This is a genomic window from Streptomyces sp. So13.3 (assembly GCF_005860785.2).
Classification (GTDB): domain Bacteria; phylum Actinomycetota; class Actinomycetes; order Streptomycetales; family Streptomycetaceae; genus Actinacidiphila; species Actinacidiphila fildesensis.
In genome coordinates this window covers 7,808,899-7,823,860 of sequence record NZ_CP048835.1, presented here as the reverse complement: position 1 = coordinate 7,823,860, position 14,962 = coordinate 7,808,899, and the positions used below count along the sequence as shown (strand labels likewise).

Here is a 14,962-nt window from a genome sequence, read left to right as displayed (position 1 = left end):
TCGCTGTCGAAGGACAACTACCCTCCCCGGCTTCGGCGTGTGTGAGCATGCGCACCGGATCCCAGCTGAATCGCTCCCCCCGCAGAGCGGTTGGGGCCCGCCACCTGGCGCTGTCAACGATCCGGGTGCGTGCCAGAGTGATCCCCATGATGACCGCAGACGTGCCGGACGCGCCGCCGCTCACCTATGCCGACAGCTTCGACGTACCAGTCCTCTTCCGCAACGAACCTGCGAAGAAGCCCAAGAGGCAGTGGCGGACGGCGAAACACAAGCCGTGGACCGGGTCGGACGGATTCCCGGCAGTCGACGGATGGTATGCCCCGACCACCACGTGGCGGGAGATCATCAAGGCCGCCACCGAGGTCGGCCGGGACGTCACCCCGCATCTGCAGAACCAACCGCAGTACGCGCTCGGGGAACTCGTCGCCCGGGTCTCGCCGCTCTACGCGTATCTCGGCGCGCACCCGGTCACGCCCCGACACCCCGTACCCGGCGCCGTGGGCCAGCGCCTCACCTTCAACCCGGTCTACGCGCACGCTACCGAGCGCAGCGCGAAGAACGCTGCCGCCTACCGCCTGGGCATGACCATGACCGAGTGGGCCTGCCGCTCGCTGTTGGGCCTCGGCCAGACCGAGCACCTCAAACTCGGCGGCCCCATCCTCGCGCTGCACGGCACATTCAAAGACCCGAAGAGGAAACTGCCCGACCTGTGGGGGCGCCACGAGGCAGAGAACATCTACTGGCTGATCGAAGCTAAGGGCGGCAACGTCGGCCTCCCTACGCTCCGAAGGGGATGGGCGCAACTTGCGGCCGGCAGCAAGGTCCTCAGCTCGTACGCGCACCGCACCGTCCTGATCGGAGCGTCGGTGCGGCCCGGAGACGATCTCTTCCTCACTATCGATCACGACCTGCACCCCGGGCAGCCGCCCCTCAGTCCTGCCGAGACTGACATCAACGACGCAGTGACGGGCCCAGGCAATCTGGAGGACCATCTCGGTGACAGCGACGACGCGCTCATCGGCGCGGCCCGCGCCCAGATGCTCGCCTACCTGGCGCTGCGCTCCGCTCCCGCCTCGTATCTGCGCACGGTGCCAGTGCCCGCCGACCGTGCCTCCCGCTACCGACGGTCTGGGCTGACCACGCCCCTGGAAGACGACGGCCTCACCCTCGCCATGCGGGCCGATGCCCGCGAACCAGCGCCCCACGTCGAGCAGCACATCCTGCGCGCAGGCATCCGCTCCATGGGGCTCGATGACTTCCTCACCTGCCGCATCCCCGGAACCGAGGTCCACCTCGGCATGTCCCGGACACTGTTCGCAGCCTGCGAGCGCCTCCATGAGGAAGACCTCGCCATCGCCCGGCGCACCCCAGGGCTGCGTGCCGAGGACCAGCCGGCCGACCACCAAGAGCTCAGCGACGATGCTGAGGAAGAGCAGCGACTAACCCAACGGCGGATCTTCCGCGAACAGCAAGAGGAAGCCCGCCCCCGGCTGCGCCCTCTGCTCCGCGACGCCTACGAACGGGGCGCGACGAGCGACTGGAGCGACCTGCTGCACCGCGCCCAGGAGCCGGAGCTCGATCTGGAGGGCGACCCTGCTCTCCTCGAAGCGGCGACGCCGGAGACGTACCTGGCCGTCAGCCGCTACAACCTTCCCCCGCTACCCGCCTAGTCCCGCTCCTCCGCTGCAGTCGGCTTCCGGTGCCGGCCCCGGCCCTTGCCTAGCCCCGGCGGGCGGTCCCATTCCACGGGGTCCTCTTCGACCGGCTGCGCCGCGTACAGGAGCACCTTCGCAGCGGCCAGGTTGTCGGCGACGCCGACCGCGACCCACTCCGTACCGGTCCACTCCTGGATCACCCGCGGCGCGCCCGGATCGACGTGGGCCCCGCGTGACGGGCCTTCTGCGAGCGGGACCGCCCGCTGTTTTCCCTTTGATGCGTTCCGGCGCTCCTCGCGCCGCCGCGCCCACTCTTCCAACGGCTCCTCGTTCTGCATCGCAGCATCGTGGCGTACCCGCACCCCACGCCGCCACCTTGGGCCCGCGCTCGACCCACGACACATGCCATCCACAGCACCGCTGTTCGGGCCTTCCGTCCGGGACCCGGAACTCGCCACGCGTTCACGGATTTACTCTACTTCGGGGCTCAGAACGCCTGACTCCTCACCAACCTGCGGTGAGGGGGTCCGATCGGTTGCCGGGCGTAGGCCAGCTCGTCCGTGCCCATGGTTGGTGTCCCGTGTCATCGAACCTTGAGCTTGTGTCACCGAAGGTTGATCGCTACCGGCGCTCCTACCAGGCCGTTGGAGGAGATACACCCGATGGTCAGACAGCGCGTAGCCGCGGCCCCTGGAGAGCTTCCGGCTCCTCAACAGGGGTGTCAGAGGTGGCTTCTGCCGCCTCCTCTGCCGTGTCCTGGACCGCGGGGCGGAACTTCGTCTTGAGGTGCGGCGTCACCTTCATGGTGGCGACGGTGAGCGCACCGCCCGCTACCGCGGAGACCGCGACAAGCCCGGCGACGGCTCGTCTCCCGTTGAGCAAGTCCGCGTGGCCGACCAAGTTCCGGGCGCCGTCGCGCAGGAGCGTGCTGTACCCGCCGCTCGCCGAGTTCGATAGGGCTGTCCCGACCGCGCGCTTCACCAGCATCAGTTCCCAGACCGAGCCACCCCAGCGAATGTTCATGAGTCCACTGTAGGAGGCTCCGGGGAGAGGAAGCGGCGGTTTCGCGCGTATCTCCTCCGCCCACCTACCAGCCCATGCTCTTGGCCACCTCGTCCTGGGCTGCGGCAATCTCTTCCTCGGTAGACTCGGTGACGTCCACCTCCTCCAGGCGGGCCAAGAGGTCCGAAAGGGCCTGCTTCTGAGCTGGGTGCGTGATCGGCACAGCGTTCAGGTCGGTGCTCATCAGCCAGTCGAACAGCACGATGGCGTCGGCGCGCCAGAGGCGAAGATCGACAGTCGGTGTGGACCCCCACGGGAAACCAGTTTCCATGCAGGCATCGTGCCAGGCCAGCAGCGTGCAGATGTTCGTGGGCGCTTGACCCGCACAGCCGATCCCGAAGCGCGCAGCTGGCTGGCCTCTTCAAGGCCAGCCCCTGACCAGCGCGACCAATCCTCGATGACACAAGCGGGCGTCGGTCAAGGTTCGATGGCACACGCTCAACCTTCCCTACGTTGTCCTGCGGGATCGGGTGAGCCCTTCGTATGGTTTATCCACCCAGGGACGTCGGGTGTGGCTTTCAACCTTCTGCCGCTCGTGGCTGGCATTGATTGGCCGCCCGACGTCCCACGACGACTCGGCTGCCAATTAGGAATTGCGAACGATCGCTCCGTAGGGAATCGACAGCGAGGTCGTCCGTCGGGAGGCACCAGCACTCACCGCACGGAGGCACCACATGGCCGCGATCTGGGCCGGCATCGACGCAGGCAAGACTCACCACCACTGCGTCGCGATCGACGAGAGCGGCCGTCGGCTGCTTTCCCGACGCGTCGCGAACGACGAAACTGAACTCCTCGAACTCCTCGCCGACGTCGTAGCCCTGGGCGATGAGAACACCTGGGGCATCGACCTGGCCGACGGCGGAGCCACCCTCGCCCGTCGCCGCGTCAACGTCATCTGGGCTCTGTTGCGCGACGGGTGGTGCTACGAGCTCACGCCGCCGACAGCCCTCGCGGCTTCACAGAACGCATTAGGAATCAAGGTCTCCCCGCGCGAGCGGGGGTGGTCCGGACGTCTGTCAGGACGAGCCCGCCGGGCGAACGGTCTTCCCACGCGAGCAGGGGGTGGTCCGTATTTAACAGGCTCACGCGGCCCTGCTCACCTGGTCTTCCCGTGTGCACGGGGTTGGTCCGATCGACGAGATCGAGATGGAGGGTCTGCAGCGGGTCTTCCCGCGCGAGCGGGGGTAGTTCGAGGATGACCTCGCCGACGCCATGAACCAACCGGTAACTGCCATGCCCGCGCAGCCAGCAAGCTGTCTGCCCCAGCGTCGAGCTGCTGCAGACACGTACGATGCCGTTCGTTCCAGGCCGAGCACCGATGCACGAACCCCAGCCCAGATGCAGCCTCGACCACTGCGCAGAGCCCCAAGAATGGCCACCGACCCTGGGACCCCACTGGGACTTTTCTGGGACTTCCGGCCGCATCAACGGGCATTACCGTGAAACAACCGAAAGACCATATTCGCTGGTCGGCGCCCAGCAGCCTGCCATTCCGGCAGGTCACGGACTCGCGTGGTCACTTCCGCGACATCTGACTGGGCGAATGCGGACACCTCCTCTGAGCGCTTACGCAAAGCGAACCGGCACGACCCACACCTGCACCGCCAGACGGGACAGGCGATGCTCCTACGGCAGTACCTCTTGGGGAGAATTTGGGGAGTGCGAGCGCCTCTGGGGAGCGCGTGGGGAGTATCAACTGCACAACCGGGCACGAGTCTGAAAGATCCAGAAAGACGGATCCGCCCAGGCAAGAGCCCCGTTCAGCGACATCACTCCAGGTCAAAGCCGTCAGCTGGACAACTTCACGACGAACGCCACCCGATCAGCTTCACACCGGCGGAGAATCTGGCCTCACCGAGACAGAGGAAGATCGCATCTCCGCACTGGCTGAACGTGCCTCAACAACCCACAGGGGCGCCGATCTCGTGGATCCTCAATGAGCCGATCTGCCCGCCAAATAGCGGTCCGGTGTGCTCCCGCTTCCCAGGAAGCGGGTCCCCGGATGGTCTCCATGTGGGCCTCGATGCGGTTCTGGATATCCGCCTCGACCTCGGCAAGACGTGACTGGACCTCCGTCACGCTCCCTTTTGTGCCGACCAGCATCGGAGTGGGTGGACATTCTGCCGGGGAAGCTCCAGGTCTGCCTTTTAGCACAGGGGGACGGCTCGGACGCTGCTTCCGCAGCCCGGCGATCTCGACATCGGCACAGTCGAGGGTACGTGGGCTGGAGGCACGTGGTCCGCGCGAGAGAGTGACCTGATGCTGGCCCAGTCCGTTCTCATCGGCGGCCCATGCGGCTTCGGGCAGTAGAGCGGCCGTGGCCATCATGGCCGATGCTTCCTTCCGCACCCCCTGCGGTCCACGAAGCGACCTTTGGACTTCGGCCTTCCCCGGAACTGCTGAAGCACGGCCGCATAGTTGTGCGCGCAAACCCTTCGAGGATCAGCAACATAGCGCGGGATCGCCGGTTAGCCAAACCGGCGATACTACGGATCATTGATGGCCCAGCGGCACGGCCTGCCCACGTCGCGGGACCCCGCCAGTACGGCCATCCCTACATAACGCAGCGCCGCCTGCAGCGCTCACCACGCCCAGGGCTCCTTCGGAGCCTGCTCCGGGGACAATCCAGGACTCCGAAAATACCGCCAGGATTCATCAAGCCATCAAGGTAGACCTACCTACATAAGGGGTCTCTTTACGCCGTTTAGGATGCGCTGACGGGTACCAGCGTTCTCCGCAAGAGAACTAGCAACAATCCGGCTGGACTTCCTGCGCCTTCTGTTTAGTGTTGTGTCTTGCCCGAGCACAGCCCAGCGCCCTGAGCAATTTCCGCCCTGCAGCCTCTCGAAATCCTCGACCGGTTGTCGCACCCAGCCCTGACCCTCCAACCGCCGGGAAGTCCATGCGTCCAAACACACCGACCACCGAAATTCGCCGCCCCACGCATGATGAGCCCTCGCCCGGCCTATTGGCCGATGGGTGGTACACGACCGAGGAAATAGCCCGCCTGCTGCGGGTGGACGCCTCCTCGGTCCGTCGATGGAGGACTGCCCGGCCCCCGCAGGGACCGCCTTTCGTCCGTCTGTCGGAGCGGGTGGTGATGTACGGCGCCGCCGATGTCGAACGGTGGCTGGCTGGTCGCCGCATCGACCCCGCGCAGGCGGCCTGATGCCCTACATAGAGCAATTGCCCATCGCCGTAGCGCTGTCGGCCGATATCGAGCACCGTGCGAACCGGCCGGTTCCCTACCGGGCGCGCGTGCGCTGGACCGATCCCCATACCGGCAAACGACGGTCCCTGTCGGAAGCCCGGGCCAGTGCCGAGGAAGCCCAGGAGTGGATCGACGCGCTGTTGGCCGCAGCCCTGCGCGGGATCGACCCGACCCGGTCCAATCAGTCGCTGGCCGACTTCGGGAACGCCAACATGCCGCTCGCCCTGCGCGGCTTGGAGGCCAAGACCACCGACCCGTATCTGGCGGGGTGGCGGCTACGAGTGGTGCCCAGCCTGGGCCACATCCCGGTCGCGATGATCAGCAACGGTGCGGTGGACCGCAGCGTGTACGGGTGGATCGCGGACGAGTGCGGGCGCTCCACGGTCAAGAACAGCCTGGCAGTCCTGGTGCGGGTGATGGAGCAGGCCGTGCGGGACGGCATCATCGCGCGCAACCCCGCGCGCATCGTGGGCTGGCAGTCGGCCTACAAGCAGGCCGAGGACGAACTCGACGACCCCCGCACCTTGGCCCTGCCCGACTGGGCGGCGCTCACCGCCCTGGCCGCGGCGCTGGTGGCACGTTCCCACGGGAACTTCGCCGGATGGGGCAGCGTGGTGATCTTCATGGCCTGCACCGCCGCCCGCATCGGCGAGGCATCCGGCGTGCGGGTCAAGGACATCGACCCGGTCAACTGGATCTGGACCGTGCGCCGCCAGACCACCCCCTCCCCCGGCGGCCTCGCCGACAAGGGCACCAAGGGCAAAAGCGGCCCGCCGCGTCCCGCTCATCGAGGAAGTGCGGCCCTTGATCGCACAACGCTTGCTGGCCGCCGGCCCCGACCCCGACGCCCGGCTGTTCACCGGCCCGCGCGGCGGACGCATCACCACCGCCGTCCTGCGCGACGCCACTCACTGGGACGCGGTCGTCAGCTCCCTGGGCCACGAAAAGCTGCGCCGCCACAGCCTGCGTCACACGGGGCTGACGTGGATGGCCGACGCGGGGGTGCCGTTGCATGTCCTGCGGCTCATCGCCGGCCACGGCTCGCTGCTCACCACCCAGCGCTACCTGCACCCGGACCTTCGAGCCATCGTCGCCGCCGGACGATCGCTCAGCGCCCATCTGGCCGGAGCCCCCGGGCCCTCGGACCCGCTCGCCGCGACCCTGCGGGTCTTGTAGAAACCGGACAATGCAGGAGCAACCATTCGCGATCATGGTCCCCAAGCAAACAGGGCCTGATCAGGGGTTTCTTCCTCAGCACCGTCCCCAGCTGGTCCCCAAGCATCTGACGGGCTGTCACTTTGACGCCTAGTCAGAGCAACGCAAAAGGCCCGCTGACCTGGGATTTCTCCCAACCAGCGGGCCTTTCAGCACCGTCGGGACGACAGGATTTGAACCTGCGACCCCTTGACCCCCAGCGTTCGTCCAAGCCTGACGGACCGTGTCTGGTGGTCCGGTGCAGTCCGGATCGCCCAGGTCAGGTCCTGTGCCACGGGTACCGCCATGACGACGCGTCCCACTCCGTGATGCCTCATCCGTGAGATGCCTGTGAGAGGCAAGGGCGAGTCAAGCCCGGGGTGTGGCATCGGTCCAGGTGCCCGAGGAGGGTATGACCACGGTCGTCCCGGCCTCCAGCGCGCCCTCCAGTCCCCGTCACGCGACCCTCGCGGTACTCACCGGGTTCGGCCGAGATCCCTTCTGGCGATCGTCGCGCTAAAGGGTGGTCACGACGTGAAATGCCTCGGCAAGGCGCCCATCGGGCCAGCCGGCCGCCGTGGCCTGCAGGGCCAGACGCCCCCGGATGGTGTTTTCCAGATCGTCGATGTGTGCCGTCTGAGAGGTGTGGGCGTACAGCGCCTCCATCTTGGTGCCCAGATGCCCGGTGATGTCGACCCAATGGTTGGGATGTGGTGCACCGATCATCCAGATCTCATCGACGGCCCATGCTTCGAGGCCTTCTTCCTCAATGAGGTCGGGGTGGGCGAAGGGGTTACGGGCGTCCGGGTAGACCGCGCGCAGTGTCGCTTCGCCTGCCATGCGGTGATCGGGGTGGAAATCCGGTAGGTGGGGCCAGTTGATCTCGGGGCTGTGCATCACGATCCGTTGCGGGCGTACCTGGCGGATCACGCGGCTGAGGTCGAGTCGCAGACTCGTAGTGACTTCGAGGGCGCCATCGGTGTAACCCAAGAAGTGAACTTCCTTGACCCCGGCGATGTCGGCGGCCCGGCGTTGCTCCTCACGACGGAGCGCCGGAATATCGGCGCGTTGGATGGCGGGGTCGAATCCACCGGCGTCGCCGTCCGTGAGGACGCAGTAGGTGACTTCGATACCGCTCGCAGTCCACTTCGCAACCGTTCCGGAGGCGAGGAAGTCGACGTCATCGGGGTGTGCGGTGATGACGAGGGCGCGTTCGATCTGATGGTCGTGGAGTACCTGCGGATGATCCATGGCCGTTCTCCCTGCCGTTCGGCTACAGAGGATGGTGTGACCGATCGGTCACTGCGCTGCACCTCGAATGGCCTGACGTTCCATCAGGCGGCGAGGTGACCGTTTGTCTCCCTATCGGAAACCCGCGACTTTCTACAGCATGGAACCCATGGTGGGCATCGACGCATCCAAGCAGGCTTCCGGGCTCGGAACTGGTTTACAGCATCCTCAGACGCGTGCCATCCACGTCTCGGCTCCCCCGCTGAGACGTTGTCAGCCGCTGAGCGTGCCGCTCTATCAGAGTTCCGCATTCGCATTCGATCATCCCGACGATCTGGCAGAGGCGATGAACGGTCCGGACGGTGCATTCGTCTACAGCCGGCGCGGGAATCCCACCGTGCGAGCGCTGGAAGAGACAGTGGCTGAACTCGAGGGCGGGGAGGCTGCGCTGGCCACGGCTTCGGGTATGGGCGCGATCAGCGCCGTGCTGCTGTCGGCTCTGCAGACCGGCGACCATGTGATCGCGCAACGCTGTCTGTACGGCGGAACGTACTCCCTGTTCACCGATCTGAGTGAGCGGTTCGGTATCGAAGTGAGTTATGTTTCGGGGCAGAGCGCGGACGAGGTAAGGGATCTGCTCCGACCGACGACGCGGCTGCTGTATCTGGAGACCATCGCCAACCCCACCACCCGGATTCCCGACCTGCCCGGAGTACTGGCGGTCGGCCGACAGGCCGGCCTTCTCAGTGTGGTGGACAACTCCTTCGCCTCTCCACTGCTGTGTCGGCCGCTGGAATTCGGCGCAGACGTCGTGGTCCACTCCAGCACCAAATACCTGGGCGGCCACTCGGATGTCACGGGTGGCGTTGCCGTCTTCGCCTCCCGGGGGCTCTACGAAGCGTGCTGGAAGCATGCCGTCGAACTGGGTGCCACCGCCGACCCGTTCGCTGCCTGGCTGACCATCCGCGGCTTGCAGACATTGAGCCTGCGGATGGAACGTCACTGCGCCAACGCCTCGTCATTGGCCGACCGCCTCGCAGAGCATCCGACGGTGACCGCGGTGCACTGGCCCGGCCGCGACGACCATCCGGACCACGTTCTCGCCAAGCGGGTACTGGACGGCTTCGGAGGGGTGCTCGCCTTCGATCTGGCCGGCGGTCGCCCAGCCGGCCGGACCTTCCTCGCAGGCCTGCACCTGGCCCGACTGGCGCCCTCGTTGGGAGGGGTGGAGACCCTGGTGCTGCATCCAGCCAGCATTTCCCATCGTGAATTGGACGCCAAGGAGTTGGCGGCGGCCGGTATCGGCGAAGGCACCGTACGGGTCTCGGTCGGGCTGGAGCACTTCGACGATCTGTGGGGCGACTTCGCACATGCCCTGTCCGGTCTGTGACCCGCCCGAACCGTCCCTGGGAGGCTCATCTTGCGCTATTTCGAAGACTTTGCCGCCGGAGATGTCCACGACCTCGGGTCAGTGACCGTCACCGCCGAAGAGATCATCGAGTTCGGCAAACGGTATGACCCTCAGCCCTTCCACACCGACCCGGCCGCCGCAGAGGGTTCGGCTTTCGGGGGTCTGATTGCGAGTGGGTGGCTGACCGCGTCGCTGTTCATGCGGGCCTACGTCGACGGTCTCCTGCGCGACAGCGCCTGCGCGGGATCCCCTGGAGTGGACGAGATCCGCTATCACCGGCCGGTGTGCCCCGGAGACACCCTCAGCGCACGGCTGACCGTGCTGCGCACGGGTCCGGTTCTGGGTCGCAAGGACCGCGGGCTGGTGCAGCCTCGCTGCGAACTGCTCGATGACGCAGGGCGGCAGGTATTCAGCATGACGCTGCACAGTCTCTTCCTGCGACGCCCAGCATCGGCGGGGGCCTGAGGAACCGCGTCACCATCGAAAGGATCACAGATCGTGGAAGCCGTTTCCTGTACAGCCCAATGGACCGCCGCAGCTCGTGCGCTGGAGAGCGAACGTGATGACCGGCTGTTCGACGACCCGTTCGCGCGAACGCTGGCCGGTGACACCGGTTTCGCTCTGCTCAAGCGCTATACCGGCGCCGGAACGGTGCCCTTCCTGGCGTTGCGGACGAAGTACCTGGACGACCAGGCGTTGGCAGCGGTGGCGCGCAGTGGGGCACGGCAGGTGGTGTTCGTCGCTGCGGGAATGGACACCCGTGCGTGGCGGTTGACTTGGCCGGAGCACACGGTGATCTACGAACTCGACCGCCCCGCCCTGCTGGAGGCCAAGAGCGCTCAGCTCGCCGATGCCCCGCTGCCGGCGGGTCGCCGGCGGCGTGCCGTAGCGGTCGATCTCGCCGGTGACTGGGCCGGATCACTGACGGACGCGGGCTTCCAGCCCGCGGAGCCGACCGTATGGGTCATGGAAGGTCTGCTGTTCTTCCTTCCGGAGCAGGCCGTGCGCAGCGTGCTCGCCACCTTGCTGCGGCTTTCGGCACCCGGCAGCATCCTGGCAGGGGACATGGCCAGCCGCGCATCGCTCACCAATCCGATGGCGCGCGGCTTCCTGAGCGCTCTGCGGGAGGACGGCGCCGCCTGGCAGTTCGGCCATGACGAGCCGGAGGACTTCCTGCGTTCCTGCGGTTGGCACACCACCCGGACCCTTCAACCGGGCGAAGCCGGTGCCTCCTACGGCCGTTGGCCGTACCCGCTGATCGCCCGGAAGGTCCGCGACGTCCCCCGCTCCTTCTTCTTCACCGCGGAGCCTTCGGTGAGCTGAGGACATCGCGCGCGGGGCCAAGGGCATGCGGCGGGTGGTGACCGAGTGGCCACCCCTTCCGGGGTAGCCGGGCGGACGGGTGGAACTGCTACCTCAACTGCACCTGGCCGAGCCAATACCCTACCGAGGTACCGTACTTTTCGGCCGCCGGGCGTCTCCGAAGAGCCGCCGGCCAGGCGTCATCGCAGGCTTCCATTCCCCATCGGAATCGAGACGAGGACTGTGAACACCCATCCCGCCCAGGAATTTCAGCAACGCCTCGTAAGTGATGCGGCCGCCGCCGTGCGCGGCCTGACGGTCTCCCTCGGAGACCGTCTCGGCCTGTATCGCGCGATGGCCGATTCGAAGCCGGTCACAGCCGAGGAGCTGGCCTCCCGGACCGGCATCCAGCCGATGTACGCACGCGAATGGCTGCACGCCCAGGTCAGTGGCGGGTATCTGCGCACCGACGCGGCAGGCGCGCGGTACTGGCTGCCGGCCGAGCACGTGCCGGCCCTCGCCGACCGCGACAGCGACCTCCACGCGGCGCCGTTCTTCTCCGCCCTGGCCGCGCTCTACACCAGCGAGGACTCGCTGGTGTACGCGTACCGGGACGGCGGTGGAGTGGGATGGGACGAGCACGACGGGACGCTGGACGACGCCCTGGCCCGGTACTTCCTACCTGGCTATCGCGCCCATCTTGTTCAGCGGTGGATACCCGCGCTGGAGGCGGCAGAGGACCGGCTCAAGGATGGTGGACGGATCGCGGACGTGGGGTGCGGGGTGGGGTACTCCACGTTCCTCATGGCTGAGGCTTTCCCGGCCGCACAGGTGCGGGGTTTTGACTACTACGCGCTGGCCATCGAGCAGGCCCGGGACTTGGCGGCACAACGCGGCCTGCCCGAAGAGCGAGTGGACTTCTCGACTGCCGGGGCGGACGCGTTCGAGGGCGGCCCGTACGACCTGGTGACCACGTTCAACTGCGTGCACGACATCGGCGATCCCGACGCTGTGGCACGCCACATCCGCTCCCAGCTGTCCACCGACGGCACGTGGATGATCGTTGAGCCGAACGCCGACCCTGACCCGTTGCGCAACACGCACCCGGCGGGTCGGCTGTTCATGGCTCTGTCGGCAGTGATGTGTCTGCCGGCCGCGGCCGCCCAGAAGGGCCCTCGCGCCCTGGGCAACCACTCGGGCGAGGACACCTTGCGCGAGATAGCCCGCAGTGCCGGATTCACGCGATGGCGGAAGGCAGACGCGACACCGGTCAGCGCTGTCTACGAGGCGCGCCCCTAGCCGTCGCGCCGACGTACCGTGCCGCTTCCCGCCCGCCCCCTCGCTCTCCGGAGGATCCGTGACCATCACCGACCACGCTGTGCCGGACCGCTTCGTCGAAATCCTCGACCGGCTCGGCCGCATGTCCGTCGAGGACTACTACAACCCGTATCGCATGTTCGAATGGGCGGACCAGCTCCCGGAGAACGCCTACTGGATGACTCCTGAACTGATCACCGCCCATGGCACACCGGTCGAGGACGAGATCGGCGTGGAGGGAATGAAGCGGCTGTCGCGATGGGAGAGCATCAATTTCTACAGCCTCAACGTGCACGGAATCCGTGAGCTTCTGATCGAGGTCATCAGGCGCATCCATACGCCGGGGTTCGAAGTTCCCTCCGAGTTCTTCCACCACTTCATCGGTGAGGAGAACGAGCACATGTGGTTCTTCGCCGAGTTCTGTCGGCGTTACGGCGCTGGAAAGATCTATTCCACCCCTTCCATCAAGACTCAGGATGCGGGCAGTGCCGAAACTGAGAACTTCCTCGTCTTCGCCCGCATTCTGCTCTTCGAGGAGATCGTCGACCACTACAACGCCCGGATGGCCGATGACGCCGATCTGCACGAGACCATCCGGCAGGTCAACCGGATCCATCATCACGACGAATCACGGCATATCGCCTTTGGGCGGGAACTCGTCTCGCTCCTGTACCAGCGGGTCCGCGAGCAGGCCGGCGAGGAGCAGCTGAGGGAGCTGGAGGCCTACCTCAAGCGGTACATCGTCTTCAGCCTGCAGTCGTTCTACAACCCCCAGGTCTACCGGGACGCGGGCTTCTCGGATCCTCTGCAGGTGCGCAGCCGCATCCTGGCCGATCCGTACCGGCGCACCGCGGAACGCAAAGCAGTCCGCAAGCCCGTGTCGTTCTTCGTCAAAACCGGCATCTTCTCCGACTCCGAGCTGTACGCGGCCTGAATGGCGCGCCCGGCGGAAGGAACACGATGACTCCCCTGTCCACCCGGTCGACCACGGCCGCGCCCCCCACCGGCGTCGCCGTCCTCGGCCCGCAGGCGACCGCACTGCTGTACCTGCTCGACCGGGCCTTCGAGTCCTGGGGTGTCCAGGCCGGAGCCCAACCCATGATCATGCCGCCGCTCATACCGGTCGAGCAGCTGGCGGAGCTTGACTACTACCGGAACTTCCCGCACCAGGCCGTGGTCACCGCCCCGTTGCGTCTGAACGGTCCGGACGCCGGCCATGATCCGGTCGACGGCGGTTTCGCCCCCCAGACACTGGAAACGGCCCGCTTGGCCCTTCCGTCGGCCGCTTGCTACGGCGTGTATCTGCACCTCGCCGGCCAGGAGCTCGACGCTCCGCAACGCGTCACGGTATTGGGCCGATGTTTCCGCCGTGAGGAGCAGTACGAAGACCTGCGACGTCTCCTGGGCTTCCACATGCGGGAGATCGTGGCAGTCGGCGACCGGGAGTTCACCGAGGAACATCTACGGCACTTCACCGCCCAGGTGGAGAACTTCGCGGCCCGCCTGGAGCTGCCCCTGCGCAAGGAGGCGGCGACGGATCCCTTCTACGACTGCGGCGGCTCCCGGGCCCGGCTCCAGCAGCTGGCACCGGTGAAGTACGAGTTCCTGTACGAGGATCTGGCCATCGCTTCGGTCAACGTGCATCGCAACTTCTTCGGCGAACGACTGGCGATCACCCTGAACGGCGAATCGGTCTTCACCAGTTGTGTGGCCTTCGGCCTCGAGCGGTGGCTCTCGGCCCTGACCCGGCGCTTCGGCGGCTGGGCGGAAGCCACTGCCGCCGTGGAGCAGGCACTTGCCCAGGGATGAGAACGGTCCCGGCGCCGAGTGCCCGCCCGGCGATATCGGGGTCGACATCATGCTGACCAGCCGCGTGGACCGCATGCTGGCCGAGCACGGTGACGAGGTGCTGGCGCGCATGCTCACACCGGCCGAACTGGGCGACTGCCATCGCGACGGGAGTCTGGACATCCTCTCCGTGGCCGGCCGTTTGGCCGCCAAGGAGGCCGCCTTCAAGACCTTGAACACGAGCGGTGTCGTACTGCCCTGGCTCGCCATGGAAGTACGGAAGGCTCCCGGCGGCAAGCCCGTCCTGAGCCTGCGGTCCACCGCGCGAAGGCTGGCAGAACAAGCCGGTGTATCCGGCATACGGATCAGCATCAGCCACGACGGAGCCTATGCGGTCGCCATCGCGGCGGCGTCCCCCGGATCATTCCCTCCCCCACGCACCGCCCCCTCAGCGAAGGAGAACTCCCATGGACGCACCGCTGCAGCAGATCAAGGACTGGATCCTCAAGCGCCATCCCGAGCGTGAGGACATACCTGGTGACCTCGACCTCATCGAGAACCGGCTGATCGACTCCCTCACTTTCGTGGAGTTCCTGTTTCTGCTGGAGCAGCTCAGCGGTCGCAGTATCGACATGGACGCCATCGACATCGAGGACGTGCGATGTCTGGATGTCATCCACGAGCGGTACCTCCTGCCCGTCGGCTGAACCCCTGTGCCTGCGGCCCCGCCGGTGTCAGTGGCCTGGCGGGGCCGCTGACCACTTTCGGAACGAGCGCCTCCTGCCGATGTCT

The 14,962-nt window shown here is 66.6% G+C and carries 17 protein-coding genes and 1 pseudogene; 12 read left to right on the top strand and 6 right to left on the bottom strand.

Going from position 1 to position 14,962, the window contains the following annotated elements; genetic code table 11:
- Positions 1–146: 146 nt before the first annotated feature.
- Complete coding sequence (locus C8250_RS35015) at positions 147–1,670, top strand: gamma-glutamyltransferase (RefSeq protein WP_244809556.1); 1,524 nt, start codon at positions 147–149, stop codon at positions 1,668–1,670.
- Here C8250_RS35015 and C8250_RS35010 read toward each other — a convergent pair.
- From C8250_RS35010 to C8250_RS35000, 3 genes are all read right to left on the bottom strand, one after another.
- Positions 1,667–1,993, bottom strand: coding sequence for a DUF6087 family protein (locus tag C8250_RS35010; RefSeq protein ID WP_138352733.1), 327 nt, complete (start codon positions 1,991–1,993; stop codon positions 1,667–1,669). The genes C8250_RS35015 and C8250_RS35010 overlap by 4 nt on opposite strands.
- Before the next feature lie 328 nt (positions 1,994–2,321).
- On the bottom strand, positions 2,322–2,678 hold the full coding sequence (locus tag C8250_RS35005) for a hypothetical protein (protein ID WP_138352732.1): 357 nt from the start codon (positions 2,676–2,678) through the stop codon (positions 2,322–2,324).
- Positions 2,679–2,742: 64 nt separating this feature from the next.
- Entirely contained in the window at positions 2,743–2,988 is a 246-nt protein-coding gene (locus C8250_RS35000) for a hypothetical protein (protein WP_138352731.1), read from the bottom strand.
- 403 nt (positions 2,989–3,391) lie between these two features.
- On the opposite strand from C8250_RS35000, the pseudogene C8250_RS34995 reads away from it, so the two are divergent.
- Together C8250_RS34995 and C8250_RS34990 are read left to right on the top strand one after the other, a co-directional pair.
- Positions 3,392–3,589: pseudogene (locus C8250_RS34995) on the top strand (transposase); the annotation flags it as partial.
- A 2,030-nt stretch (positions 3,590–5,619) separates the two neighbouring features.
- Positions 5,620–5,886, top strand: coding sequence for a helix-turn-helix domain-containing protein (locus C8250_RS34990; RefSeq protein ID WP_138359635.1), 267 nt, complete (start codon positions 5,620–5,622; stop codon positions 5,884–5,886).
- A gap of 223 nt (positions 5,887–6,109) precedes the next feature.
- On the opposite strand, the gene C8250_RS43970 is transcribed toward C8250_RS34990, so the two are convergent.
- Positions 6,110–6,382, bottom strand: a complete 273-nt coding sequence (locus C8250_RS43970; protein ID WP_244809555.1) for a hypothetical protein — start codon at positions 6,380–6,382, stop codon at positions 6,110–6,112.
- A gap of 30 nt (positions 6,383–6,412) precedes the next feature.
- A complete protein-coding gene (locus C8250_RS43965) occupies positions 6,413–6,607 on the bottom strand; it encodes a hypothetical protein (RefSeq protein WP_232486298.1) in 195 nt (64 codons plus the stop codon).
- A 125-nt stretch (positions 6,608–6,732) separates the two neighbouring features.
- On the opposite strand from C8250_RS43965, the gene C8250_RS43960 reads away from it, so the two are divergent.
- Positions 6,733–7,104, top strand: coding sequence for a tyrosine-type recombinase/integrase (locus C8250_RS43960; RefSeq protein WP_244809554.1), 372 nt, complete (start codon positions 6,733–6,735; stop codon positions 7,102–7,104).
- A 534-nt stretch (positions 7,105–7,638) separates the two neighbouring features.
- Here C8250_RS43960 and C8250_RS34980 read toward each other — a convergent pair.
- Complete coding sequence (locus tag C8250_RS34980) at positions 7,639–8,373, bottom strand: PIG-L deacetylase family protein (RefSeq protein WP_138359189.1); 735 nt, start codon at positions 8,371–8,373, stop codon at positions 7,639–7,641.
- Positions 8,374–8,521: 148 nt separating this feature from the next.
- On the opposite strand from C8250_RS34980, the gene C8250_RS34975 reads away from it, so the two are divergent.
- The 8 genes from C8250_RS34975 to C8250_RS34940 all read left to right on the top strand — a co-directional run bounded on the left by C8250_RS34975 (position 8,522) and on the right by C8250_RS34940 (position 14,877).
- A complete protein-coding gene (locus tag C8250_RS34975) occupies positions 8,522–9,742 on the top strand; it encodes an aminotransferase class I/II-fold pyridoxal phosphate-dependent enzyme (protein WP_138359191.1) in 1,221 nt (406 codons plus the stop codon).
- A 30-nt stretch (positions 9,743–9,772) separates the two neighbouring features.
- A complete protein-coding gene (locus C8250_RS34970) occupies positions 9,773–10,228 on the top strand; it encodes a MaoC family dehydratase (RefSeq protein WP_138359193.1) in 456 nt (151 codons plus the stop codon).
- A gap of 33 nt (positions 10,229–10,261) precedes the next feature.
- Complete coding sequence (locus tag C8250_RS34965) at positions 10,262–11,086, top strand: SAM-dependent methyltransferase (RefSeq protein WP_138359195.1); 825 nt, start codon at positions 10,262–10,264, stop codon at positions 11,084–11,086.
- A gap of 222 nt (positions 11,087–11,308) precedes the next feature.
- Positions 11,309–12,364 (top strand): class I SAM-dependent methyltransferase, encoded by a 1,056-nt coding sequence (locus C8250_RS34960; protein ID WP_346268781.1) that lies wholly within the window; start codon positions 11,309–11,311, stop codon positions 12,362–12,364.
- Between the two features lie 58 nt (positions 12,365–12,422).
- The gene (locus tag C8250_RS34955; protein ID WP_274599410.1) at positions 12,423–13,316 is read left to right on the top strand and encodes a diiron oxygenase; all 894 of its coding nucleotides are present in this window, start codon (positions 12,423–12,425) and stop codon (positions 13,314–13,316) included.
- A 26-nt stretch (positions 13,317–13,342) separates the two neighbouring features.
- The gene (locus C8250_RS34950; protein ID WP_138359199.1) at positions 13,343–14,191 is read left to right on the top strand and encodes a hypothetical protein; all 849 of its coding nucleotides are present in this window, start codon (positions 13,343–13,345) and stop codon (positions 14,189–14,191) included.
- Positions 14,178–14,696 carry a holo-ACP synthase gene (acpS, locus tag C8250_RS34945; RefSeq protein WP_138359201.1) on the top strand — a complete coding sequence of 173 codons (519 nt, stop codon included), beginning with the start codon at positions 14,178–14,180 and terminating at the stop codon, positions 14,694–14,696. Before C8250_RS34950 ends, acpS begins: the two co-directional genes overlap by 14 nt.
- On the top strand, positions 14,638–14,877 hold the full coding sequence (locus C8250_RS34940) for an acyl carrier protein (protein WP_138359203.1): 240 nt from the start codon (positions 14,638–14,640) through the stop codon (positions 14,875–14,877). Before acpS ends, C8250_RS34940 begins: the two co-directional genes overlap by 59 nt.
- The last annotated feature ends 85 nt before the right edge of the window (positions 14,878–14,962 follow it).

Coding starts and splice junctions, on each gene's coding strand:
- C8250_RS34975 (WP_138359191.1), top strand. CDS start 8,522: ATGGTGGGCATCGACGCATCCAAGCAGGCTTCCGGGCTCGGAACTGGT.
- C8250_RS35015 (WP_244809556.1), top strand. CDS start 147: ATGATGACCGCAGACGTGCCGGACGCGCCGCCGCTCACCTATGCCGAC.
- C8250_RS35010 (WP_138352733.1), bottom strand. CDS start 1,993: ATGCAGAACGAGGAGCCGTTGGAAGAGTGGGCGCGGCGGCGCGAGGAG.
- C8250_RS35000 (WP_138352731.1), bottom strand. CDS start 2,988: ATGGAAACTGGTTTCCCGTGGGGGTCCACACCGACTGTCGATCTTCGC.
- C8250_RS34940 (WP_138359203.1), top strand. CDS start 14,638: ATGGACGCACCGCTGCAGCAGATCAAGGACTGGATCCTCAAGCGCCAT.
- C8250_RS34990 (WP_138359635.1), top strand. CDS start 5,620: ATGCGTCCAAACACACCGACCACCGAAATTCGCCGCCCCACGCATGAT.
- C8250_RS43965 (WP_232486298.1), bottom strand. CDS start 6,607: ATGTCCTTGACCCGCACGCCGGATGCCTCGCCGATGCGGGCGGCGGTG.
- C8250_RS34950 (WP_138359199.1), top strand. CDS start 13,343: ATGACTCCCCTGTCCACCCGGTCGACCACGGCCGCGCCCCCCACCGGC.
- C8250_RS35005 (WP_138352732.1), bottom strand. CDS start 2,678: ATGAACATTCGCTGGGGTGGCTCGGTCTGGGAACTGATGCTGGTGAAG.
- C8250_RS34980 (WP_138359189.1), bottom strand. CDS start 8,373: ATGGATCATCCGCAGGTACTCCACGACCATCAGATCGAACGCGCCCTC.